Raw genomic sequence first — 22,843 nt, forward strand, 5'->3', positions numbered from 1 at the left:
CATTATTCAGCCGATGCGGTCAGGCGGGCGGCGCCCTGCTCCTGCGCCGCCGCGCGGCGCTGGCCCCGGGTGGCCAGCAAACGCAGCGCCACGTAGAACACCGGCGTCAGGAACAGCCCGAAGAAAGTCACGCCGAGCATGCCCGCGAACACCGCCACGCCCATCGCATGGCGCATCTCCGAGCCGGCACCGCTGGACACCACCAGCGGCACCACGCCCATGATGAAAGCGAACGACGTCATCAGGATCGGACGCAGGCGCAAGCGGCTCGCTTCGATCGCGGCCTGCACCACGGTACGGCCGTGATGCTCGAGCTCGCGCGCAAACTCCACGATCAGGATCGCGTTCTTCGCGGATAGCCCCACCAGCACGATGAAACCGATCTGCGTGAAGATGTTGTTGTCGCCTTGCGTCAGCCACACCCCCGTCATCGCCGCCAGCAGGCTCATCGGCACGATCAGGATCACCGCCAGCGGCAGCGTCAGGCTTTCATACTGCGCAGCCAGCACCAGGAACACCAGCAGCACGCACAGCGGGAAGATCCAGACGCCCGCATTGCCGGCCAGGATGTCCTGGTAGGTCAGCTCGGTCCATTCGAACTTCATGCCCTTCGGCAGCGTTTCCGCGGCGATGCGCTCGGCGGCGGCCTGCGCCTGCCCTGACGAGAACCCCGGCGCGGGCCCGCCGTTCATGTCGGCAGCCGTGAAGCCGTTGTAGCGCACCACGCTGTCCGGACCGAAGCCCTGCTTCACCTGCACCAGCGATGACAGCGGCACCATGTCGCCGGCGGCGTTGCGCGTCTTCAGCTGCAGGATGTCCTCGGCATGGGCGCGGAACGGCGCATCCGCCTGCACCTTGACCTGGTAGGTGCGGCCGAACTTATTGAAGTCGTTGACGTACGCCGAGCCCAGGTAGGTCTGCAGCGTGTCGAACACCTCCGTCACCGGCACGCCCAGCTGCTTGGCCTTGACGCGGTCCAGCTTGACGTCGAGCTGCGGCACGTTGACCTGGTAGTTGCTGAAGATGCCGGTCAGCTCGGGCGTGGCGCGCGCCTTGGTGGCGAAGGCATTGGTTGCCTCGAACAGCGCGTCATAGCCCAGCGCCGCACGGTCCTCGATCATCAGCTTGAAGCCGCCGATGGTGCCGAGGCCCTGCACGGGCGGCGGCGGGAACACCGCGATAAAGGCATCCTGGATCGCCCCATACTTCTGGTTGAGGTCGGCGGCAATGGCCGCGCCCGACAGCTCTGCGCTCTTGCGCTCTTCAAACGGCTTGAGCGTGGCGAACACGATGCCGGCGCTCGGGCTGTTGGTGAAGCCGTTGATCGACAGGCCCGGGAAGGCCACCGCCGATTCCACGCCCGGATGCTTCAGCGCGATCTCGCTCATCTTGCGGATCACGTCCTCGGTGCGGTCCAGCGTGGCGCCGTCGGGCAGCTTGGCGAAGCTCACCAGGTACTGCTTGTCCTGCGCCGGCACGAAGCCCTTGGGCACCAGCTGGAACACGCCCCAGGTCAGCGCCAGCATCACCGCATAGACGCCGAACACCGAACCCTTGCGGCGGATCACGCCCTTCACCCCGCGGCCATAGCTTTCCGCGCTGCGGCCGAAGAAGTTGTTGAAGCGCTTGAAGAAGCCGCCGAACACGCGGTCCATGCCGCGCGACAGCCAGTCCTTGGGCGCGTCATGGCTCTTCAGCAGCAGGGCCGACAGCGCCGGCGACAGCGTCAGCGAGTTGAACGCCGAGATGATGGTCGAGATCGAGATCGTCAGCGCGAACTGCTTGTAGAACTGGCCGGTCAGGCCGGTCATGAAGGCCAGCGGCACGAACACGGCGATCAGCGTCAGCGCGATGGCGATGATGGGGCCGCTGACTTCGCGCATGGCCTTGTAGGTGGCCTCCTTCGGCGTCAGCCCTTCCTCGATGTTGCGCTCGACGTTTTCCACCACCACGATCGCGTCGTCGACCACGATACCGATGGCCAGCACCAGCCCGAACAGCGACAGCGCGTTGATCGAGAAGCCGAACGCATGCATCAGGCCGAAGGTACCGACGATCGACACCGGCACCGCCAGCAGCGGAATGATCGATGCGCGCCACGTCTGCAGGAACAGGATCACCACCAGCACCACCAGCGCGATGGCCTCGAACAGCGTATGCGTCACCGCCTCGATCGAGTGGCGCACGAACTGCGTGGGGTCATAGACGATGCTGTAGTCGATGCCGTCCGGGAAGTTCTGCTTCAGCTCTTCCATGGTCTTGCGCACGTCATCCGAGATCTGGATGGCGTTGGAGCCCGGCGCCTGGAAGATGGGGATGGCCACTGCCGGCTTGTTGTCCAGCAGCGAGCGCAGCGCGTACTCGGACGCGCCCAGCTCGATGCGGGCAACGTCCTTCAGGTAGGTCACCGCGCCGTCGGCGGAGGTGCGCACGACGATATCGCCGAACTCTTCCACCGTGCCCAGGCGGCCCTGCGCATTGACCGACAGCTGCAGGTCGGCGCCCGGCAGCGACGGCGACTGGCCGATCACGCCGGCCGCCACCTGCACGTTCTGCTCGCGGATGGCCTTGATGACATCGCTGGTGGCGAGCTGGCGCTCGGCCATCTTCTCGGGGTTGAGCCACACGCGCATGGCGTAGTCGCCCGAGCCGAACAGCTGCACCTGGCCCACGCCCTGGATCCGCGCCAGGCGGTCCTTGACGTTGATTACCGCGTAGTTGCGCAGGTACGTCATGTCGTAGCGGTCGTTGGGCGAGACCAGGTGGACCACCATGGTCAGGTCCGGCGAGCTCTTGACCGTGGTGATGCCCAGCCGGCGCACGTCTTCCGGCAGGCGCGGCTCGGCCTGCGACACGCGGTTCTGCACCAGCTGCTGCGCCTTGTCCGGGTCGGTGCCCAGCTTGAAGGTCACGGTCAGCGTGAGCAGGCCGTCGCTGTTGGACTGCGACGACATGTACAGCATGTCCTCGACGCCGTTGATCTGCTCTTCCAGCGGCGAAGCCACGGTTTCGGCGATCACCTTGGGGTTGGCGCCCGGATACTGCGCGCGCACCACCACCGACGGCGGCACCACTTCCGGGTACTCCGAGATCGGCAACTTGAACATCGAGATGGCGCCAATCAGGAAGATCAGCACCGACAGCACCCCGGCGAAGATGGGGCGGTCGATAAAGAATTTGGAGAGGTTCATCTTGGTCTCTGCCTGCGTTGGCGTAGCGGTCCCCCTGGCGGCCCGCCGTGGCGGGCGCCATCCACATCTGCAGGGGGAGCGCTAAAGGTTTACTGCTGTCGGTAGGCGGATCAGCTCACCGGCTTGGCGTCCGCGTCGCCCTTCCCGGCGGCGGCCTGCTTGCGATCAGGCGCCGCCGGACGCGGCTCCAGCTCGCTGCGGAATGCCATGGCCACCGCCTTGGGCTGAACCGTGTCGCCCGGCCGCACCCGCTGCAGCCCGTTGACGACGATGCTCTCGCCCGGCTTCAGCCCCTTGCGGATCACGCGCAGGCCTTCGTAGTTGGGTCCGAGCTCGACTTCGCGGTAGACCAGCTTGTTGGCCTTGTCGAGCACCAGCACGAACTTCTTGCCCTGGTCGGTGCCGACGGCGCGGTCGTTGACCAGCACCGCCGCGTGCGGCGCGCCGCCGCCCATCTTGACCTTGGCGTACAGGCCCGGCAGCAGCCGGCCGTCGTCGTTGTCGAACACCGCGCGCACGCGGATGGTGCCGCTGCGAGTATCGAGCCGGTTGTCGACCGACTGGATCTTGCCCTGGTGCGGGTGGCCGTCTTCGTTGGCCAGGCCGAGGTAGACCGGCAGGTTGGCCTGCCCGCCGCCGGCGCCCGGCGCGGTGTAGCGCAGGTAGCTCTGCTCGTCGATCTCAAAGCTCGCGTAGATCGGCGACACCGACACCACCGTGGTCAGCGCCGGCGTGGCCGTGCCCGGCGCCACCAGGTTGCCCACGGTGATCTCGGCACGCGACACGCGCCCGGACACCGGCGCGATGATGCGCGTATAGGTCAGGTTCAGGCGCGCGGCTTCGAGTTGTGCCTGCGCGGCGCGCACGTTGGCGCTGGTTTCGCGCGCGGCGTGGATGCGCTCGTCGAACTCGCGGCGCGAGATGGCGTTGTCGTCCAGCAGCCGCTGCGCGCGTTCGCCCTCGCTCCTGGCGTGCCCCGCGCGGACTTGCGCGGCAGCCAGCGCGGCCTCGGCGCGTGCCACTTCGGCGGCGTAGGGGCGCGGGTCGATGGTAAAGAGCGGATCGCCCTTCTTCACCAGCGCGCCCTCGCGGAAGTGGACCGCATCGATGGTGCCGCCCACGCGCGGGCGGATCTCCACGCGGTCGACCGCCTCCAGTCGGCCGGAGAACTCGTCCCACTCCGTGATGGTCTGGCCCACCGCGGCGGCCACTTCGATCGACGGGGCCGGCGGCGGGGTGTTGGCATGGGCCTCGCCGCTGTGCCACGGGCGCAGGACCGCGCCGGCCACGCCGGCACCGAGCACCACGACGATGGCAAGGGCAATCAGGGTATGTCGCTTATGCTGCTGCATTTCTCAAACTCCTGTTCGGGTTTTCTTCAACCGGAAAAGCAAATGGCCGAACGCCGCCTGCCGGTCCGCGCAGGGCGGATCGGAACCGATTCAGATTGGATAGTCGGACTTAGGTCCGCCCATGCAAACCGGCGGACCTGGCTCTGGCCGATACAGAGCCGGCTGGCGATTGGCTGGAGCGGCTCAGCCGGCGGGCTTGGCTCCAGGCCGGCTGGCGCTTGCGCCAGCCTGGCGTTCGGTCAGGGGTGAGGTATCGTCGGCCGCAGCCAGACATCGCTGCAGGAACCGCGCACCTTCGTCGACCCATGCCTGACACGCGTCATGGGTCTCTTCCACGCCGTCGCCACAGGCGCCGGGCATGATCATGGCCTGGGCCGGCACACCGGCCTTGCCCAGCCGCTGCGCGAAGGCCTCGCCTTCAGCGCGCAGCGTATCCTGTTCCGCGACCTGGACCAGCGTGGGCGGCAGCCCGGCCAGGCGCGAAGCCATCGCCGGCGCGGCATAGGGATGCACGCTGTCCGCCGGCGTCGGCAAGTAATCGCGATAGTTGCAGGCCATGCGCCGCAACGTTTCCATCAGCACCTGCCCGCTGCCGAAGCCCGCGCACGATGCGTGCTGCAGGCAGGGGTCGGTCACCGGCCGGATCAGCCACTGGCCGCGCGGCTGCGCGGTGCCGCGGTCGCGCAGCATCTGCGCCAGCGCGATCGCAAGGTTGCCGCCGGCTTCCTCACCCACCAGCGCGAAGCGGGTCTTGTCCAGCTTCAGGCGCCGGGCGTTGCGCAGCACCCATTGCACCGTGCTGTGCGCATCTTCAGGCGCGGCCGGGAACGGGTTTTCGGGCGCCAGCGAATAGGCCGGCGTCACCACCACGGCCGGCACCGCCCTGGCCAGGTCCTGCACCAGCTTGCGCGCCCGCTCCAGGCCGCCATCGACAAAGCCGCCGGCATGCAGGTACACCAGCCAGGGCAGCCACGTGGCCGCCTCGGCGCCCGGCGCGGGATAGCCCGGCGGGTAGCACACGCACACCGCGATCTCGCGGCCGTCGCTCGTTACCGTGTGCTCGACCACGCGCGGCTCGCCCTGGCCGGTGGCGGCGGAAGCGGCGTTCTGGCGTTGGCCTGGCTGGTTTGGCATGGCGTCCGGCGCACGGGAAAAACAATGCGCTTGAGTGTTGCGATGCAACGGATTATGGTGATTGACGAGGATGGGATAAAGCGAGAGATCGCCAATGCACTGTTCCGGGATTGGAATAATCGAACCACTCCCGATGGCCGAAACCCCACGCGTGACAAGGTCATCGAAAATGTGATTCACTCCAGTTCCTGGCACGCATGGCGACCCGCAACCCTGCCTTCGTTGCGGGCGCTGCTCGCCCTGACAAACCCACGCCGGCCCGCGCCCCCGCGCATCCGGCGCCAGCCAGCCGGCAGCACTCCCCCAATCACAACCACAAGCCACGCCGTGCGCGTCACGAGCGCGCGCGGCACGCCGTTCGGATCTCTCGTCGGAACCTCATCATGGACCGTCTCGTATCAATGCAGGCATTCACACGGGTCGTGGACGTCGGCAGCTTTGCGCGCGCCGCCGAATCGCTGGACCTGCCCAAGGCCACGCTGACCCGCCTGATCCAGAACCTGGAGACGCACCTCGGCGTCAAGCTGCTGCACCGGACCACGCGCCGCATCAGCGTGACCAACGACGGCGCGGCCTACTACGAACGCTGCGTGCGCATCCTGGCGGACGTGGAAGAAGCCGAGCAGTCGCTGACGCGGCAGAACAATTCGCCGCGCGGCACCTTGTCGGTCGACACCACCGCGCCGCTGGCCAACCTGGTTCTCGTGCCTGCACTGAATGACTTCCTGCAGGCCTACCCCGACCTGAAGCTCGAACTGACCATCAACGGCAAGCCCATCGACCTGCTGCAGGAAGGCGTCGACGTGGTGTTGCGCGTGGGGATCCCGCTGGACGAATCGATGGTGGCCCGACGCATCGGCCATGTAAAGCTGGCGTTCTACGCCTCGCCGATCTACCTGAACCGCGCCGGCACGCCGGGCGACCTGGCCGAGCTGGCGCAGCACAAGGCGGTGAACTACCTGTCCAACCGCACCGGACGCGAGATGCCGTGGCCGATGGCGCGCGGCACGGAGCGCGGCGAGGTACTGCTGCCCTCGGCGATCTCGACCAACGATCCCGAGGTCTACGTGGGCTGCACGCTGGAAGGCCATGGCATCGCCCGCATCTCGCGCGCCATGGCCGAGCCTTACGTGGCCAGCGGCCGGCTGGTCGAGATCCTGGCCGACTGGCAGACCGACGAGTTGCCGATCTCGGCGATGTATCCGCAGAACCGGCACCTGTCGGCCAAGGTGCGGGTGTTTGTCAACTGGGCGGCGGACCTGTTCTCGCGCCACCCGCATTTTGGTGCGGTACAGCAGCGCCTCGCGGTGGCGGCCTGAGCGCGCCCTGACGCAAGTTGCAAGCGCCGGAGCCTCCGAAACGTGCCTGGCAGGACAAAACCGGAAGCCGCGAGCGCGTTGCCCGTCCTATACTGTTTCATCCGAAATCACGACGAGAAGAGGATTCCGATGAAACAAGTGCTTATCCCCCTGGCCGCCTGCGTTGCCGCCACCGTGGTGCTGGCCGGCTGCGCCGGTTCCGGCAAGAGCGCCTCGGCCTCATCCAGCGCCACCGGCGCCAGCGCCAGCGCTGCCGCCGCATCGTCGTCGACCACGAGCGGTGCCCGCGCCGCGGCCGCGCTGCAGCCCAAGAGCGGCACCAATACCGCCGGCACCGTGACTTTCCAGCAGCAGCCGGGCGGCGTGCTGATGACCGCCTCGATCACAGGACTGCCGCCGAATACCGTCCATGGCTTCCACGTCCATGAAAAGGGCGACTGTTCCGCGCCCGACGCGATGAGCGCCGGCGGCCATTTCAATCCGGGTGGCAAGCCGCACGGCCAGATGACCATGCCTGATCACCACGCCGGCGACATGAACAACATCACTGCCGACTCGAGCGGCAATGCCAGGGTCAGCATGCTGCTGCCGGACCTGTCGGTGGGTACCGGAGCCAACAGCGTGATCGGGCGCGCAGTGGTGGTGCACAAGGATCCGGACGACTACAAGACGCAGCCGACCGGCAATGCGGGCGGACGCATTGCCTGTGGGGTAGTGGCGGCTTCGTAAGTCGCAGGCGTTTCGCACCTAAAGTATCTCCGCTCCCGCTCGCGGGAGAGGGTCAGGGCATGGCAACATGGCGGTCATTGCCGACACGCGCGGCCCCGCCCGCGGGACGCACCGACCATAGCCATGCCATTGCCCACAGACGCTGCGTTCGTGCCCCACCACCGCCTGCACGCCAGTTCGCTGGTGCTGTGCTGCGCCGCCCTGCTGGGCGGCTGCGCGCTGCCGCCGCTGGACAATCGCACCGAATCCACCGCCATCACGCCCGCCGAGGCCGCGGCCACGCCGCTGGGCCGCGCGATCGCGGCCGCGCTGGCCGGCCACCCCGGGCTCAGCGGCATCCACCCGCTGAACAACGCCCAGGCCGCCTTCGCCGCGCGCATCCACCTGGCACGCACGGCGCAGCGCACGCTCGACGTGCAGTACTACATCTGGCGCAACGACCTGACCGGCACGCTGCTGCTGGAGGCGCTGCACGAGGCCGCCGACCGCGGCGTGCGCGTGCGCCTGCTGCTCGATGACAACGGGCTGTCGGGCATGGACGAGCTGCTCGCGGCCATGGACGCGCACCCGCAGGCCGAAGTGCGGATCTTCAACCCGTTCGTGCTGCGCCAGCCCAAGGCGCTCAATTTCCTGACCGATTTCCGGCGCCTGAACCGGCGCATGCACAACAAGTCGTTCACCGCCGACGGCGTCGCCACGATCATCGGCGGGCGCAATGTCGGCGACGAATACTTCGGGGCCACGGACGGCGTGCTGTTCGCCGACCTCGACGTGATTGCGATCGGCCCCGCCGCCGCCGACGTGGCGCACGACTTCGACCGCTACTGGGCGAGCGCTTCGGCATACCCGGTGGACCGGCTGGTGCCGCCGGTCAGCATGGAGCGCCTGGACGAACTGGCCGGCAACGCCCGCGCGGTGGAGCAGAACCCGGCCGCTGCGGCCTACGTGGCGGCGCTGCGCGAGGTGCCCGACGTGCGGCACATGCTCGACGGCACGCTGGAGTTCGAGTGGGCCAGGGCGCGCATCGTCAGCGACGATCCCGCCAAGGCCCTTGGCGAGGCGGAACGCGACACGCTGGTCGCGCATCAGCTGCGCGAGATCCTGGGCGAACCCCAGCGCGAGCTGGACCTGGTCTCGCCCTACTTCGTCCCGTCCACCGCGGGCACCGCGTATTTCTCGCAGCTGGCCGAAAAGGGCGTTGCGGTGCGCGTGCTGACCAACGCGCTGGAGGCCACCGACGTCGCCGCCGTCCATTCGGGCTATGCCAAGCGCCGCAAGGCGCTGCTGGAGGCAGGCGTGGACCTGTATGAGCTGCGGCGGTCGGCGGCACCGGACAAGAAAGAGAACCGCGCCGGCCCGTTCGGCAGTTCCGGCTCGAGCCTCCACGCCAAGACCTTTGGCGTGGACGCCAGCCGCGTGTTCGTCGGCTCGTTCAATTTCGACCCGCGCTCGGCCCACCTCAATACCGAGCTGGGCTTCGTCATCGACAGCCCGGCTCTGGCCGGCCGCATCGAATCGACCTTCGCCACGGTGGTGCCGGAAGCGGCCTACCAGGTCAAGCTCGACGAGCAGGGCAAGCTGTACTGGCTGGAGCGGCGCGGCAACGAGGTGGTGCGCTACGACACCGAACCCAACACCAGCTGGTGGCGGCGGCTCGGCATCTGGTTCCTGTCGATCCTGCCGATCGAGTCGATGCTGTAGCCGGGCCGTTCAGATCTGGTCGATCAGGCTGCGCACGACGTCGGCCAGGCGGCCGGCGCGCTGGCGGCCATTGGCGTCCAGGTCCATGGCACTGCCGCTGGCAAGGGCCTTGAGGCCGAACAGGGCATCGCCGACGTCGCGCCAGCCCGGGTAATCGGCATGGATCTTCTCCAGCGCGGCGGCGCCTGCCGCGACTTGCGCGGCAGCCGGCACATTGCCGGCCGCCAGGTCTTCCAATGCCGAGGCGGCATCGACCAGGCCTTTGCGGTTCATGCTGCGGTCTCCCCACTATGTCTTGTCATGGCCGCCACTTGCGGGCGGCGTTGACACTGTAGCAGGATGCCGCGGCCTGTGGCCGCCGGCGGCGCATGGCTCATACCTGACGCGCCACCTCGGCGCCCGCGGGTGCCATCCTACGCACACCGGCCCGGGCCTCGGTGGCGCGCCCCGCTCAGTTGCGCCCCCTTAGTTGCCCCCGCTCAGTTGCGTCCAATATCCTCCAGGATCCGCGTCATCAGGTACAGCCGCGGCACGATCGAATCCAGCTCGATGTACTCGTCGCGCGCGTGGTAGCCGTATCCCGCCAGGCCGAAGCTCTCCACCACCGCCGGCTTGCCCGAGCGCGCGGCGTAGCTCGCGTCGGTGGCGCCGCCGGTGCTTTCGGCCAGTGCCAGGGTGCGGCCGTCCAGCTCCGCGTAGATCTCCTGCGCGCGCCTGGCCAGCGCGCGGCCGCGGGCGTCGGCGACGAACGGCGGGCGGCCTTCCTCCATCGTCACCGTGGTCTGCGTGTCGGGCACCAGCTGGCCCGATCTGACCTTGTCCTGCAGCACGACCTTCAGCCTCTCGGCGGCGCCGCTGGCCGTGGTGCGCACGTCGCCATAGGCCACCGCGCTTTCGGGGATCTGGTTGCGCACCGTGCCGGCCTGCGCCTGGGTCCAGTTCAGCTGCGAGCCGGGCACCTGCGTGGCGACGTCGCGGGTCTGCTGCAGCTGGTAGGCCAGCTCGACCAGCGCATTGCGGCCGCGCTCGGGCGCGGCGCCGGCATGCGCGGCGCGGCCCTTGACCTGCATGGTGGCGGTGGCGGTGCCGGACGCGCCCAGCAGCAGCGACTCGGCCTTGACCACGTCCTTGGCGGCAGTGGGCTCGCACGACAGCACCACGTCATGCTGCGCGGCCAGCGTGGCAATGGTTTCGCCGGAGCCGACCGAACCCACTTCCTCGTCGGGGTTGAACAGCACGGTGATCTGCGCGTAGTCGCGCCAGCCCTTGTTCTTCAGGATCTCCAGCGAATGCAGGATGACCGCAATGCCGCCCTTGTCGTCGGCAATGCCGGGGCCGTAGAGCCGGTTGCCCTCCTCGCGGATCGGCTGCGTCGCCAGCGTGTTTTCCGGATAGACCGTGTCCATGTGGGCGATCAGCATGATGCGGCGCTTGCCGTTGCCGATAAACGTGCCCTTGACCATGGTGCCCGGGCCCTTGGCGACCGGCACGCGCTCCACCCTGGCGCCCAGCGCCTGCAGCCGCTTCTCGGTGTAGCTGGCCATCTGGGCCAGGCCCTGCGCGTTGGCGCTGCCGGATTCGATCGACACCATCTCCTTGAGCGACTGCACCACCGCCGGCTGGGCGGTGCGGGCAGCGGCCAGCAGCGCAGCATCAGGCTGGGCGGCAGCGGCCAGGCGGCCTGCGCCGGCAAGTGCCAGGGCGGCGGCAACGGCAACGTGTCGAACGGAAAACGGCATGGAATCTCCTCGGGTTGGTCTTGTTGGGATCTTGGAAGCTTGTTGGGGCCATGCCGTGTCGCAACGCCGGCATGCACGGCACAACGTGCAAGATGCTAGCCCTTGCCAGCGGGCATGGGGAGGATCAATATCGCCAATCACAATGCCGATCCCGCCACGCCTGGCCCGCGATCGACCCTGCACCAATTGCCCCTGACATGCGCGCCCCCACTGATCCACTGGTCCCCGACACCCCCGCCGCGTCCGCAACACCCCTGCATGTCCGCCTGCTATGGCTGCCCCATGCGATGCCCGGCACCCTCTTCACCACGCTCGACGTGCTGCGCACCGTCGCCGGCGTGGCCAGCCTGCAGCGCCCCGATGCCGCGCCGACGTTGAGCTGGCAGTTGTGCGGCGCCAACGGCCGCATGCTGTCGGCCGACCTGCCGGGCCTGGAAGCCTCCACGCGCCGCATCCGCGCCGCGGGCAGCCGCTCGCTGCTGGTGATCCCGGCCCTGCTGGCCAGCAATGCGCACCAGCTCGGCGACATCGTCCGCGGCGATACCGCCGCGCTGCGCATGGTCGAGCGCCATGTGGCAGCCGGCGGCTGGCTTGCCGCGTGTTCGTCGGGGATGCTGTTGCCGCTGCAGCTCGGCCTGCTGGACGGCGCCCGCAGCGGCGCGCCGTGGATGTACCAGAGCTGGATGACGCACCAGTTCCCGCGCGCGGACCTGGGCGGGGACCAGGCCATGAGCGTGCACGGGCAGGTGTTCTCTTGCGTGGCGCCCGCGCTGCAGGTGGAATTCATGCTGCGCGTGCTGGGCCACCTGCACGACCCCGATCTGGCGCAGGCCGCCGCGCAGCTGATGCTGTACCAGCCCGAACGCCAGCGCAGCGTGCCGGCGCTGGTGTCGCAGCGCTGGCTCAGCCGCACGGCGGACAGCCCGGTCTACCGGGCTGTCCAGTGGCTGCAGGAACATGTGGCCGAGCCCTACCAGCTGGCTGCGGTGGCGCAGGCCGCGGCGGTCAGCGAGCGGACCCTGCTGCGGCATTTCCGGCAGGTCACCGGCATGACGCCGCTGGACTACCTGCACACGCTGCGCGTGGAGCGCGCGCGCATGCTGCTGGAGGTGACGCTGCACGGCACGCAGGCGATCGCCGAAGCCTGCGGCTACAGCGACGCGGCCGCGTTCAGGCGGCTGTTCCAGCGCATCGCGGCGATGTCGATGTCGGACTATCGCGCGCGCTTCGCGCTGCGCGCGCGGCGGCGCTACTGGCGCATGGAGGATGCGGCGGCCCGGCGCGGCATGCCGGGCTAGGCGGCGGCAAGGGGCAAGGTCAGGCGCGCAGCGAGATGTGGTTGACCACGTCCTCCACGCCCTGCACGTACCACGCGTCGCGCTCGACCTGCCGGCGCGTGTTCTCGCTGGCGACGCAGCCTTCCAGCGTGACCACGCGGTTTTCGGTACGCACGCTGACCTGGGCCGCGTCGACAAAGGGATCGGTCTCCAGCACCAGCATCAGCGCCTCGGTGATCTCATCGTCGCGGTCGGCTTCGGCGGGTGCCACCACCAGCTCATTGACCACGCAGCGGCAGCCGCGCGACCACCAGGCCAGCACGCCGGCCAGGCGCATGTGCGACAGGCTGATCACCTGGCCCCACAGCGTCACCACGCCGTCATGCGCCTCGACCTCGATCCAGCCGCTGCGTTCGCCCACGGGCTCCCGCACGGTCTCGTGCTGGCCCTTGACGCGCGCGCAGATCCTGCAGCTACGGAATTCGATGGCATTGAGCAGGCGCTCGCATACCGCATCGCGCAGTTCGCCGTCGCCGACGGTGACGCTGCCGTTCATCACGCGCAGATGGTCGATCACGCTGGTCACGCCGTCCACGCGCCGCAGCGCGGTGGCCGCGCGGGTCTTGTCGACGATATCGGCTACCTCGCCCTCCAGGATCAGCGCGCCGTCCGACAGCCGCAACTGGATGGTGGGATGGAGAACATGCCCCTGATAAGGCACATGCGCCAAGGCTGCGCGCGCCTGCGTCAGCACCGCTTCGCTAGTCTGCATTTTGATCGCCTCGCCCGAATGGTCTGGAGATGAAAAGACGTGCGCCCGGCCTGCGGGCGCGCCTGGCGCGGCGCCGCGGCCTCCATCACCGCCGGGGACCTGGCAACCGCTTCCTCATTATAGGAAGCGGTCCAGGGGCGTCCGGGCTCAGGCCGAGGCTGCCTCGCGGGCGCGCGCCACCTCCTGGTTGCGCAGGATGAAACGCTGGACCTTGCCGCTTGGGGTCTTGGGCAGCTCGGCGACGAACTCGATCTCGCGCGGATAGGAATGGGCGGCCAGGCGCTTGCGCACATGCTGGCGCAGCGCCTCGGCCAGCTCGGGCGTGGCCGCGTGCTGCCGGTCGAGCACGACGAAGGCCTTGATCAGCTCGGTGCGCTCGGGGTCCGGCTTGCCGATCACCGCGGCCTCGACCACGGCCGGATGCTCGATCAGCGCGCTTTCCACGTCGAACGGGCCGACGCGGTAGCCCGAGGTGGTAATGACATCGTCGGCGCGGCCGATAAAGCTGATGCTGCCGTCGTCGTTGAGTTCGGCCGAGTCGCCGGTCAGGTAATAGTGGCCGGCGAACGCACTGGTCGGCGTGCCATGGTAGCCGCCGAACCAGCACATCGGCGAGCGCTCCAGGTCCAGCGCCAGCGTGCCGGGCTGCCCGGCGGGCAGTTCGCGCTGCTCGTCGTCGACCACGACCACCCGGTGGCCCGGGCTGGCAAAGCCCGCGGCGCCCATGCGCACCGGGTGCGACAGCGCATGATGGTTGCACAGCACCATGCCGAGTTCGGTCTGGCCATAGTGGTCGTGGATGGGCGCGTCCAGCTCGCTGGCGAACCAGCGGATCACTTCGGGGTTCAGCGGCTCGCCGGCGCTGCTGACCGCGCGCAGCTGCCCGCGCAGTTGTTCCGACACGGCCTGCCCGGCGGCGATCAGCAGCCGGTAGGCGGTGGGCGATCCCGCCAGGTTGGTGATGCCGTACTTGCGGATCACGCGGCAGGTGCTTTCCACGGTGAACGGGCCATCGTAGAAGGTGGTGGCGTGCCCCAGCGACAGCGGCCCCGTCACCGCATAGTAGAGGCCGTAGGCCCAGCCCGGGTCGGCCAGGTTCCAGAAGGCGTCTTCGTCGCGCAGGTCGACCGCGTCGCGCATGTACCCGGCAAACGCGGCAATGGCCTTCAGCGGCACCAGCAGCGGCTTGGCCGGCCCGGTGGTGCCCGAGGTGAACATCATCAGGAAGGGATCGTCGCCGCCGCGCATGACCGGCTCGAAGCTGGCCGGCTGGCGCGCCAGCTCGGCCCAGAAGCTGAAATCGCCGGAAGCTGCGTCCCCGGGCGCCTCGCTGGTGCCGGCCACGGTGACGACCGGCGGCGCGCCCTCCACTTCATCGAGCTTGGGACGGTTGACGGTATCCGTGACCACCACTTTCGCGCCCGAGCTGTTGAGCCGGTGCTCGATGGCCTTGGGACCGAACGCCGTGAACAGCGGCTGGTACACCGCACCGGCGCGCCAGGTACCCAGGATGGTCACGAGCAGCTCGGCCGTGCGCGGCAGCAGCCCCGCCACGCGATCTCCCGGCTGCACGCCCTGCGCCCTCAAAAAGCCGGCAAACTGCGCCGACAGCGCCTGCAGTTCGGCAAACGTCCAGCTGCGCGCGTTGCCGTCGCGGCCTTCCCAGTACAGCGCGATGCGGCCAGCCTCGGCATGGCGGTCGCAGCATTCCACGCAGGCGTTGATCGCATCGAGGCTGCCGTGCAGTTGCCGGGCCACCGCCTCGTCATAGGAAAAGCCGTCGTAGGCCTGGGCGTAGTCGCGCATGGTGTCTCCAGTTTGTCCGGCTCCTGCCGCGGACGCTGCCCGGGACATGGTGCCTGTTATCGTCTGTGATGGTCTGTGATCATCGGTGCCGCGTGGCGCGGCTGCCGCAGCAGTGTGCGGCACTGCCGGGCCGGCGGGCAATAACCGATTCCGCCAGCGCGCCTGACGGTTTTTGCCATGCCCCGGACGCAACGCGCGGTGCGCTTGACGCCATGCGGCCCGGCGCCGACGATACGTGCATCACGGCAAGGAGGGCAGCGCATGTGCACCAACTACGCCCCGGTCCAGCGCCAGATCCTGCGCGACATCTTTGGCGTGGAGCCGCCGCCGGGCGTCTTCAAGGCCGAGACCTATCCCGATTACCTGGCGCCGATCGTGCGCGCCACGGACGACGGCGTGCGGCATGCCGGGCTGGCGTCGTTCGGCATGGTGCCGCGGCAGCGCATCCCGCCCGGCACGCGCCGCTACGACACCACCAACGCGCGCAGCGAAACCGTCGGCGAGCGCCCTGCCTTCGCCCGCTACTGGCGCCAGGGGCAGCTGTGCCTGGTGCCGGCTACGGCGTTCTACGAGTACGCCTACCCCGAGGACGCGATGCCGGGTGGCCCGCCCGGCAAGCCTGTGCGCTGGCGCGTCTGGCTGCCCCGCGAGCCCGCCTTCGGCATCGCCGGCCTGTGGCGCGGCTGGCCCGATGCGAGCCTGTCCTTCACTATGCTGACGGTGAACTCCGGGCAGCATCCGGTGATGGAGCGCTTCCACAAGCCAGGCGATGAGAAACGTTCAGTGGTCGTCATCCCGCGCGAGCAATGGGACGAGTGGCTTGCCTGCCGCGACCCCGAAGTCGCCCGCACCTTCCTGAAGCTGCTTCCCGCCGCGGCCATGGAGGCAGAACCGGCGCCCAAGATCACCGGCGCGCCGATCCCGGACGCCGACTGACCCGCCTGCAAACGGTGCCAGGCCGTGTAAGTCCGGTTCAAATCCGGTTCAAATCCGGTTCAAGGCCGGCACCAAACGCCGCGAGCCCTCCCTCAAGAGGGTGTCGGACGTTGCGAATGCTGCGCATACTGCCGCGCACACCGGCCACAAGAGCCGACATCCCCGGGTCAGTCCATCATGCAAAACGTCATCGCGTTGTGCGCGTATTTTTTCGGGTCCCTTGTCGCATTACTGTTTGCCGCGCGCTGGATCCTGCGTAACCATCCCGCGCTACGCGAGCGCCCGCCCACCCGGCCGCCTTGCGCTGCCAAGGACGATCCGCCAGGGCCCGGCTGACCAATCTACTGGCGCGAACTGCGGCTCAAAAGCCGCTGAATCCCTGCCAAGTCGGGCTGACCATCCCGACCGTGGCGGCGGTGTTCATCCGGATCGGCCAAGCCGCTGGAGCCGGGGCTGGGACCGACGGACATGGTGCTGCTGTTGCTGACGCTGGTAGTGTCGTCGCTGACGCCGGGCATGGGCCGCACCACGATCCTGCAGGGCGCCGTGCACCTGGTGATCCTGGCGGCCTACCTGTTCTTGTCGATCGTGCCGTAGCCGGCGCCAGGCCCTTGGCCTGGCGTCTGCGGCGTCTACACTGGAACCTCCCACCGCGAATCCGCGCATGCCTTGCCGCGCACGCACCGGAGAACGCCAATGCTGGAAGTCGCCGTCACCGCCGCCGACCATGCCGTCGGCCCCGATACCGCCAGGGTCACCGTCGTCGAATACGGCGACTTCGAATGCTCCTACTGCCGCATCGCCTACGGCGCCATGAAGATCCTGCTGGAGCACTATGGCCCGCAGGTGCGCTTTGTCTACCGGCACTACCCGATGGCCAGCTGGCACCCTTCCGCCGAGCCGGCGGCCGAGTGCGCCGAGGCCGCGGCGGCACAGGATCGCTTCTGGCAGATGTACCGCATGCTCTACGAGCACCCGCGGGGGCTGAAGCCCGACGCCCTGCGCCATTACGCCGGCATGGCCGGCCTGGATCTCGATCGCTACGACAACGACATGTCCACGCACCGGCACCTGCCGCACATCCGCGCCGACCAGCACGGCGGCACGCGCTGCCGGGTGCGGGGCACGCCCGCGTTCTTCGTCAACGGCACGGTGCAGGATGTGACCTTCGGCATGGAGCGGCTGCAGCGCGCCATCGATACCGCGCTGGCAGCCTAGCCGGCCGCGTCAGAAGCGGTACGTCACGCTGCCGACCACGGTACGGCGCGCGCCGAAGTAGCAATCGCCGCGTGCCAGGCAGGTGGTCAGGAACTGCTTGTCGAACAGGTTGTTGGCATTCAGCGCGACGCGCAGCGGGCCGTGGTCGTAGGCGATCATGGCGTCGTACAGCGTAACGCCGCCGACGCGGTTCTGGTCGGTGCCGTCATAGCTCGGGCCGACATAGCGCACGCCGCCGCCGGCCACGAAGCCCGGCAGCCCGAACAGCTTGAAGCGGTAATTGGCCCACAGCGACGCCATGTTCGACGGCGTGCTGGCCAGGCGCTTGCCGACCTCGGCGGCGCTGCCTTCGATCACGCGCGCATCCAGGTAGGTATAGGTCGCGATCAGGTCAAGGCGATTGGTCAGCGAGGCCAGTGCCTCGACCTCGATGCCGCGGGTGCGGGCCTCGCCCACCTGCACCTGGTCAGGAATGCCGTTGACCACCCCGGCCGTCTTCCGGTTTTTCTCGCGCATGTCGAACGCCGCCACGGTCAGCGAAGCATTCTTGCCCGGCGGCTGGTACTTGATCCCCGCCTCCCACTGCGAACCGCGCAGCGGCTTGAAGGCCTGGTTGGAGCGGTTGAAACCCGGCAGGCCCTGGAACGACTCGGTGTAGCTGACGTACGGGTTCAGGCCGATGTCCGAGCGGTACATCAGGCCGGCGCGCTTGGTCAGTTCGTTGTCTTCGCGGCTGGCCGCAGGCGTGTTGTCCTGCGCCGCGCGCGACCAGTCATAGCGCAGGCCCAGCATCAGCAGCCACTTGTTCCACGACAGCTGGTCCTGCACATACACGCCGGTCTGGATCTGCTTGCTGGGGTTCAGGTCGCGCGTGCCAGGCAGCGTGAAATTGCCGTAGACCGGGTTGAATACATCCAGCGGCGCAGCGGTGCCGCCTACGCCCGAACGGCCGGTGATCTCGGCATGCTGGTAGTCCATGCCGGCCAGCAGCGTATGGTCGACCGGGCCCGTGCGGAAGTTGCCTTGTGCCTGCGTGTCGACCACGAAGGCATTCAGCGTCGGCTGGTTCAGGTAGACCGTGCGGCGCATCAGCGTGCTGCTGCCGGGCACCCAGCCGTGCGTCGCGCCGGTGAAGCCGGCGGCGTAGATGCTGCGGTAATCCACGGTGCTGTGCGAGTAGCGCAGGTTCTGGCGGACCGTCAGCGCATCGTTGACCTTGTGCTGGAACTCGTAGCCGACCGAGGTCTGCTCGGCGTTGTAGCGGTCGTAGCCCGGCTCGCTGATGAACAGGTGATCGGGAATCTGCCCGCCCGGGTTCGGATAGAGCGTGCCGCGCCACGGGAAGAAGCCGACCGAGGTCCCGCTTTCGTCGCGCTGGAAATTGGTCAGCAGCGTGAACGAGGTATCGGCATTGGGACGGTACGTCAGCGACGGCGCGATCAGGTAGCGGTTGTCGGGCACGTAGTCCACCTGCGTGTCGCTGTCGCGCGCCAGCGCCACCAGCCGGTACATCCACTTGCCCTCGGCATCGAGCGGGCCGGTCAGGTCGGCCTGCACCTGCTTGCGGTTGTAGTTGCCGAACTGCACGCCGACCTCGCGCGCGGCCTCGGCCTGCGGACGCTTGCTGACGAGGTTCAGGATGCCGCCCACCGCGCCCTGCCCGAACAGCATCGACGACGGGCCGCGCAGCACGTCGATGCGCTCCAGCCCGTAAACGTCGGCGCGCACGTTGTTGTAGAAGCCGACCTGGTTGAGCAGCCCGTCGCGGTACTGCGTGAAGTCCGTGCCGCGGAACTTGCCCCAGTCCCCGCGCGCGTCGTTGCCGTACGGCCCGGCATAGACGCCGGCGGTATAGCCGATAGCCTGCTGCACCGACTGCGCACCCTGCGCTTCCATCCGGTCGCGCGTGATCACCGTGATCGACTGCGGCGTCTCCATCACCGGCGTATCGGTCTTGGTCGCGGTGGCGCTGCGCCTGGCAACGAAGCCGTGCACAGGGCCGGTTGCGGTTTCATCCGCGGCAGACGCACGCACGGTCACGGCTGGCAATTCGGCGGCCGCGCCGGAGGCAGCCTGCGGTGTGGCCGCCGACTGGGCAAACACGCCGCCGGCATGCAGGCTCAGGGCCAGGGTGGTCAGCGAAAGGCCGCGGGGAGGCGCCAGCCGGGTAGGGGCAAGGGTTGGCCTGGCCCGGGAGATCGGATTGAAGGACATCACTCAGGAACGGAAATGTAGCGTGGCGTGCACAGACGCCGGCGGCTTGCCATTGGAAATTCTTGATTGCGAATACGAACAATTCGCAATTAAATTTCGATTGTAGCCTGAATGTGTCAGAGGCGATACATTTTTCCAGGGATGGCTCTGGAAAAAGCGAAGGCATTTGTGGAACGCCGGCGCTACCCGGCCAGACCGAAAGGCAAGCGGCATCGCATGCCGCCACGGCGCCAGCCTGTTTTCAGTCGCCCTGCAACCTGCCCAGCAACCGCCGCCCGGCCTCGATCACAGCCGGGTCGCGGTGCATCTGGTAGCGCACGATCATGCCTTCGATGCACAGCATGGCTTCCTGCGCCACCTGTGCTGGCTCGCTCAGCCCGAGTCGCGTGGCGATATCGGCAACGAATGACGCCAGTTCTTGCTTGTGTGCGGCAGCCTGCTCGGCCGCGCGGGCATCGCCGCCGGCCTCGGCGACCACGTTGATGAAGGCGCAGCCGCGGAAGTCCGCGGCGAACCAGTCGGCCAGCGCGTCGGCAATCACGTCCAGATGCGGGCGCGCGGCCAGGCGGGCCTCGACGTTGCCGCGGAACCAGACCATCCACTCGTCATGGCGCCGCTCAAGGAACGCCGAGATCAGGTCGTTCTTGGAAGCGAAATGCCGGTACAGCGACATCTTGGCCACGCCCGATTCCGCAATGATCCGGTCGATGCCGGTGGCGCGATAACCCTCCTGGTAGAACAGGCGGGCGGCGGTGTCGAGGATGCGGTCGCGGGCGGAGGGGTTGGCCATGGTGGCACGGCGAAAGGTCTGTGAGGGGAATCGGCAAACAGGCCGGCGGCGAGGAAACGCCAGCCGGGCTCGCTACGTCAATACTATGACAGACAGACCTGTCTAGCAATCGTGCGCGCCGGTCACGCCGCAAGCCTGGCCGCCGCGTCGCGCAGCGCCGTGCGCAAGCCTTCTTCCACCACCGGGTGGTAGAACGGCATGCCCAGCATCTGCTCGATGGTCAGGCCCTGCTGGTACGACCACGCCAGCAAGTGCGCAATGTTTTCCGCACGCGGGCCGATCCATTCCGCGCCCAGGAAACGACCGCTCGCCTTGTCCGCGTAGACATGCATCAGCCCGCGGTTCTTCAGCATTACCCGGCTGCGGCCCTGGTCTTCAAAGCTGACTTCGCCGGTGACGAAGCTGCCCTCGGCCAGGTCGGCATAGCGCTGGCCGACCATCGCAATCTGCGGGTCGGAGAACACCACTGCCAGCGGCGCCCGGCGCGACAGCCGCGTTACCTGCGGATAGCTGGCGGCGTTCTCGCCGGCGGCCTTGCCCTCGTCCGCAGCTTCGTGCAGCAGCGGCAGGATGTTGTTGGCGTCGCCGGCGATAAACACCGGCGCATTGCCGCACTGGAGCGTTTCGGGATCGAACACCGGCACGCCGCGCTGGTCCAGCGCCAGACCGGTGTTTTCCAGGCCCAGGCCGCGCACGTTCGGCTCGCGGCCGGTGGCCGCCAGCGCGTAGTCGAAGCGCTCGGTCACGCTGCGGCCTTCGCGGTCGGCATAGGTCACCACCACCTGGTCGCCATCGCGGCCCATTTCGCTGACCCTGGCCTCCGGGTCGAGGTAGAACTCATCGTTGAAGGCCTTGGCGGCATAGGCGCGAATCGCCGGATCGGTCAGCGGCCCGAGCGAACCGCTGACGCCGAGCACGCGCACCCGCACGCCAAGGCGCGACAGCGCCTGCCCAAGCTCCAGCCCGATCACGCCCGGCCCGAACACCACCACGCTGCCCGGCAGGTCTTCCCATGCGAACACATCGTCATTGACGATGAGGCGGTCGCCAAAGGCCTTGAACGGTGCCGGCAGCGCAGGCCTGGAGCCGGTGGCAATGACCACGCGGCTGGCGCGCACGGTCGTGTGGCCGTCCACTTCCAGCGTGGTGTTGTCGATAAAGCGGGCGTAGCCGCGGATCCGGTCGGCTTCCGGGATATTCTCCACGCCGCGCACGACAAAGCCGACAAAGCGGTCGCGTTCGCCGCGGACGCGCGCCATGACCTCGCGGCCGTCGATGCGGACCTGGCCATCCACGTGCACGCCGAACGGCGCGGTGTGGCGCAGTTCGTGCGCGGCCTCGGCGGCGGCGATGAGCAGCTTCGAAGGCATGCAGCCAACGCGGGCGCAGGTGGTGCCATACGGGCCGCCTTCGATGATCACGGCGCGCTTGCCGGCGGCAATCGCGGCGCGGTAGGCGGCAAGGCCGGCGGTGCCCGCGCCGATCACGGCGACGTCGGTCTGGATGGTAGTCATGGCGTACGGTTCCTTGGTTGTCATGGCGTGATTCAGGGGTCAATCAACGGGCTGGATGGCACCGCCCCGCCCTTTGCCGGCGAACGCGGGCAAGACGGTGCCATCGGGTCCGGCGACTGCCGGTCCGCGCAAGCGGAAAGGAAGGGATCTGAGCGGCTTAGTTGGCCACTTGGCCACTTGGCCAGTTGGCCACTTAGTTAGCCGCTTAGTTAGCCACTTAGCTGGCCAGGTACCGCTGCAGCGCCTCGGCGCCGCCGACCAGCTTGCCGTTGATGAAGACCTGCGGCGCGGTCATCTCGCCCGACACGGCGCCCAGCACCTTGCCGCGCACCTTGTTGTCCAGCGGCACGTCGATGTAGTCGAAGCCGTTGTCGTCCAGCAGCTGCTTGGCCTTGGCGCAGAACGAGCAGCCCACCTTCGAGAACACCACCACCTGGTCAGGCTTGCGCGCACCCGGCGCGATGTGGTTCAGCATGGTGTCGGCGTCGGAAACCTTGAACGGGTCGCCCGGCTCTTCCGGCTCGATGAACATCTTTTCGACCACGCCGTCGCGCACCAGCATCGAATAGCGCCAGCTGCGCTTGCCGAAACCCAGGTCGGCCTTGTCCACCAGCATGCCCATGCCCTCGGTGAATTCGCCGTTGCCGTCGGGAATCATGGTGATGTTGTCGGACTCCTGGTCCTTGGCCCATTCGTTCATCACGAAGGTGTCGTTGACCGATACGCACAGGATGTCGTCGACGCCGTGCTTGGCGAACACCGGCGCCAGCTCGTTGTAGCGCGGCAGGTGGGTGGACGAACACGTGGGCGTGAAGGCGCCCGGCAGCGAGAACACGACCACGGTCTTGCCGCTGAACAGCTCGCCGGTGGTGATGGTCTTCCACTCGTTGTCGTCACGGACGCGGAAAGAAACATTGGGAACGCGTTGGCCTTCACGGGATTGCAGCATCGGAATCACTCCTTGGTCTGGGTTCATTCGGTTGTTCGGCTGCGTGTTGCAGCGAAGGCCTCATTCTGTCGACATGGATGTGATTTGTACAATTCATCATTTCAAATGAACTGATTGTCTTTAGCTATTGATACAGTATTGGAATCCGTTATTGCGGCCCGGGGCACACCGCGCGCGCATTCGACGCCATATTTCTTCAGCA

At 68.0% G+C, this 22,843-nt stretch carries 17 protein-coding genes and 1 pseudogene; 7 read left to right on the forward strand and 11 right to left on the reverse strand.

Annotated features, from left to right (window positions below; translation table 11 throughout):
- Positions 1-2: 2 nt before the first annotated feature.
- From E1J61_RS06465 to E1J61_RS06475, 3 genes are all read right to left on the reverse strand, one after another.
- Positions 3-3,191 (reverse strand): efflux RND transporter permease subunit, encoded by a 3,189-nt coding sequence (locus E1J61_RS06465; RefSeq protein WP_133093298.1) that lies wholly within the window; start codon positions 3,189-3,191, stop codon positions 3-5.
- Positions 3,192-3,301: 110 nt separating this feature from the next.
- Positions 3,302-4,543: an efflux RND transporter periplasmic adaptor subunit gene (locus E1J61_RS06470; protein WP_133093299.1), complete on the reverse strand. Its 1,242-nt coding sequence runs from the start codon at positions 4,541-4,543 to the stop codon at positions 3,302-3,304.
- Between the two features lie 183 nt (positions 4,544-4,726).
- A complete protein-coding gene (locus tag E1J61_RS06475) occupies positions 4,727-5,677 on the reverse strand; it encodes an alpha/beta hydrolase (protein ID WP_133093300.1) in 951 nt (316 codons plus the stop codon).
- Between the two features lie 383 nt (positions 5,678-6,060).
- Here E1J61_RS06475 and E1J61_RS06480 point away from each other — a divergent pair, with 383 nt between their 5' ends.
- The 3 genes from E1J61_RS06480 (at position 6,061) to E1J61_RS06490 (ending at position 9,426) form a co-directional block, all read left to right on the forward strand.
- Complete coding sequence (locus E1J61_RS06480; RefSeq protein ID WP_133093301.1) at positions 6,061-6,996, forward strand: LysR family transcriptional regulator; 936 nt, start codon at positions 6,061-6,063, stop codon at positions 6,994-6,996.
- Between the two features lie 129 nt (positions 6,997-7,125).
- On the forward strand, positions 7,126-7,725 hold the full coding sequence (locus E1J61_RS06485) for a superoxide dismutase family protein (protein ID WP_133093302.1): 600 nt from the start codon (positions 7,126-7,128) through the stop codon (positions 7,723-7,725).
- A gap of 123 nt (positions 7,726-7,848) precedes the next feature.
- Entirely contained in the window at positions 7,849-9,426 is a 1,578-nt protein-coding gene (locus E1J61_RS06490; protein WP_133093303.1) for a phospholipase D family protein, read from the forward strand.
- Between the two features lie 9 nt (positions 9,427-9,435).
- Here the strand turns inward: E1J61_RS06490 and E1J61_RS06495 are convergent, their stop codons facing one another.
- Both E1J61_RS06495 and E1J61_RS06500 read right to left on the reverse strand, forming a co-directional pair.
- Positions 9,436-9,699, reverse strand: a complete 264-nt coding sequence (locus E1J61_RS06495; RefSeq protein WP_133093304.1) for a hypothetical protein — start codon at positions 9,697-9,699, stop codon at positions 9,436-9,438.
- A gap of 206 nt (positions 9,700-9,905) precedes the next feature.
- Positions 9,906-11,165 (reverse strand): M20/M25/M40 family metallo-hydrolase, encoded by a 1,260-nt coding sequence (locus E1J61_RS06500; RefSeq protein WP_133093305.1) that lies wholly within the window; start codon positions 11,163-11,165, stop codon positions 9,906-9,908.
- A 197-nt stretch (positions 11,166-11,362) separates the two neighbouring features.
- Between E1J61_RS06500 and E1J61_RS06505 the strand changes: the two genes are divergently transcribed.
- Positions 11,363-12,463 carry a helix-turn-helix domain-containing protein gene (locus tag E1J61_RS06505; RefSeq protein ID WP_243736804.1) on the forward strand — a complete coding sequence of 367 codons (1,101 nt, stop codon included), beginning with the start codon at positions 11,363-11,365 and terminating at the stop codon, positions 12,461-12,463.
- Positions 12,464-12,482: 19 nt separating this feature from the next.
- Here the strand turns inward: E1J61_RS06505 and E1J61_RS06510 are convergent, their stop codons facing one another.
- Both E1J61_RS06510 and E1J61_RS06515 read right to left on the reverse strand, forming a co-directional pair.
- Positions 12,483-13,214: a BON domain-containing protein gene (locus E1J61_RS06510; protein WP_133093307.1), complete on the reverse strand. Its 732-nt coding sequence runs from the start codon at positions 13,212-13,214 to the stop codon at positions 12,483-12,485.
- A 147-nt stretch (positions 13,215-13,361) separates the two neighbouring features.
- Entirely contained in the window at positions 13,362-15,020 is a 1,659-nt protein-coding gene (locus E1J61_RS06515) for an AMP-binding protein (RefSeq protein ID WP_133093308.1), read from the reverse strand.
- A gap of 261 nt (positions 15,021-15,281) precedes the next feature.
- Here E1J61_RS06515 and E1J61_RS06520 point away from each other — a divergent pair, with 261 nt between their 5' ends.
- From E1J61_RS06520 to E1J61_RS06530, 3 genes and pseudogenes are all read left to right on the forward strand, one after another.
- Positions 15,282-15,956: an SOS response-associated peptidase gene (locus tag E1J61_RS06520; RefSeq protein WP_133093309.1), complete on the forward strand. Its 675-nt coding sequence runs from the start codon at positions 15,282-15,284 to the stop codon at positions 15,954-15,956.
- 386 nt (positions 15,957-16,342) lie between these two features.
- A pseudogene (locus E1J61_RS06525) lies at positions 16,343-16,553 on the forward strand (ionic transporter y4hA); the annotation flags it as partial.
- 99 nt (positions 16,554-16,652) lie between these two features.
- Entirely contained in the window at positions 16,653-17,174 is a 522-nt protein-coding gene (locus E1J61_RS06530; protein ID WP_133093310.1) for a thioredoxin domain-containing protein, read from the forward strand.
- A 9-nt stretch (positions 17,175-17,183) separates the two neighbouring features.
- Here E1J61_RS06530 and E1J61_RS06535 read toward each other — a convergent pair whose 3' ends face one another.
- The 4 genes from E1J61_RS06535 to E1J61_RS06550 all read right to left on the reverse strand — a co-directional run bounded on the left by E1J61_RS06535 (position 17,184) and on the right by E1J61_RS06550 (position 22,641).
- A complete protein-coding gene (locus E1J61_RS06535; RefSeq protein WP_133093311.1) occupies positions 17,184-19,388 on the reverse strand; it encodes a TonB-dependent siderophore receptor in 2,205 nt (734 codons plus the stop codon).
- Between the two features lie 241 nt (positions 19,389-19,629).
- The gene (locus E1J61_RS06540) at positions 19,630-20,178 is read right to left on the reverse strand and encodes a TetR/AcrR family transcriptional regulator (RefSeq protein ID WP_133093312.1); all 549 of its coding nucleotides are present in this window, start codon (positions 20,176-20,178) and stop codon (positions 19,630-19,632) included.
- Positions 20,179-20,300: 122 nt separating this feature from the next.
- Positions 20,301-21,692 (reverse strand): dihydrolipoyl dehydrogenase, encoded by a 1,392-nt coding sequence (locus E1J61_RS06545; RefSeq protein ID WP_133093313.1) that lies wholly within the window; start codon positions 21,690-21,692, stop codon positions 20,301-20,303.
- A 217-nt stretch (positions 21,693-21,909) separates the two neighbouring features.
- Positions 21,910-22,641 carry a glutathione peroxidase gene (locus E1J61_RS06550; RefSeq protein WP_133093314.1) on the reverse strand — a complete coding sequence of 244 codons (732 nt, stop codon included), beginning with the start codon at positions 22,639-22,641 and terminating at the stop codon, positions 21,910-21,912.
- Positions 22,642-22,843 lie beyond the last annotated feature (202 nt).

This window comes from Cupriavidus sp. L7L, from assembly GCF_004353535.1.
Lineage (GTDB): Bacteria > Pseudomonadota > Gammaproteobacteria > Burkholderiales > Burkholderiaceae > Cupriavidus > Cupriavidus oxalaticus_A.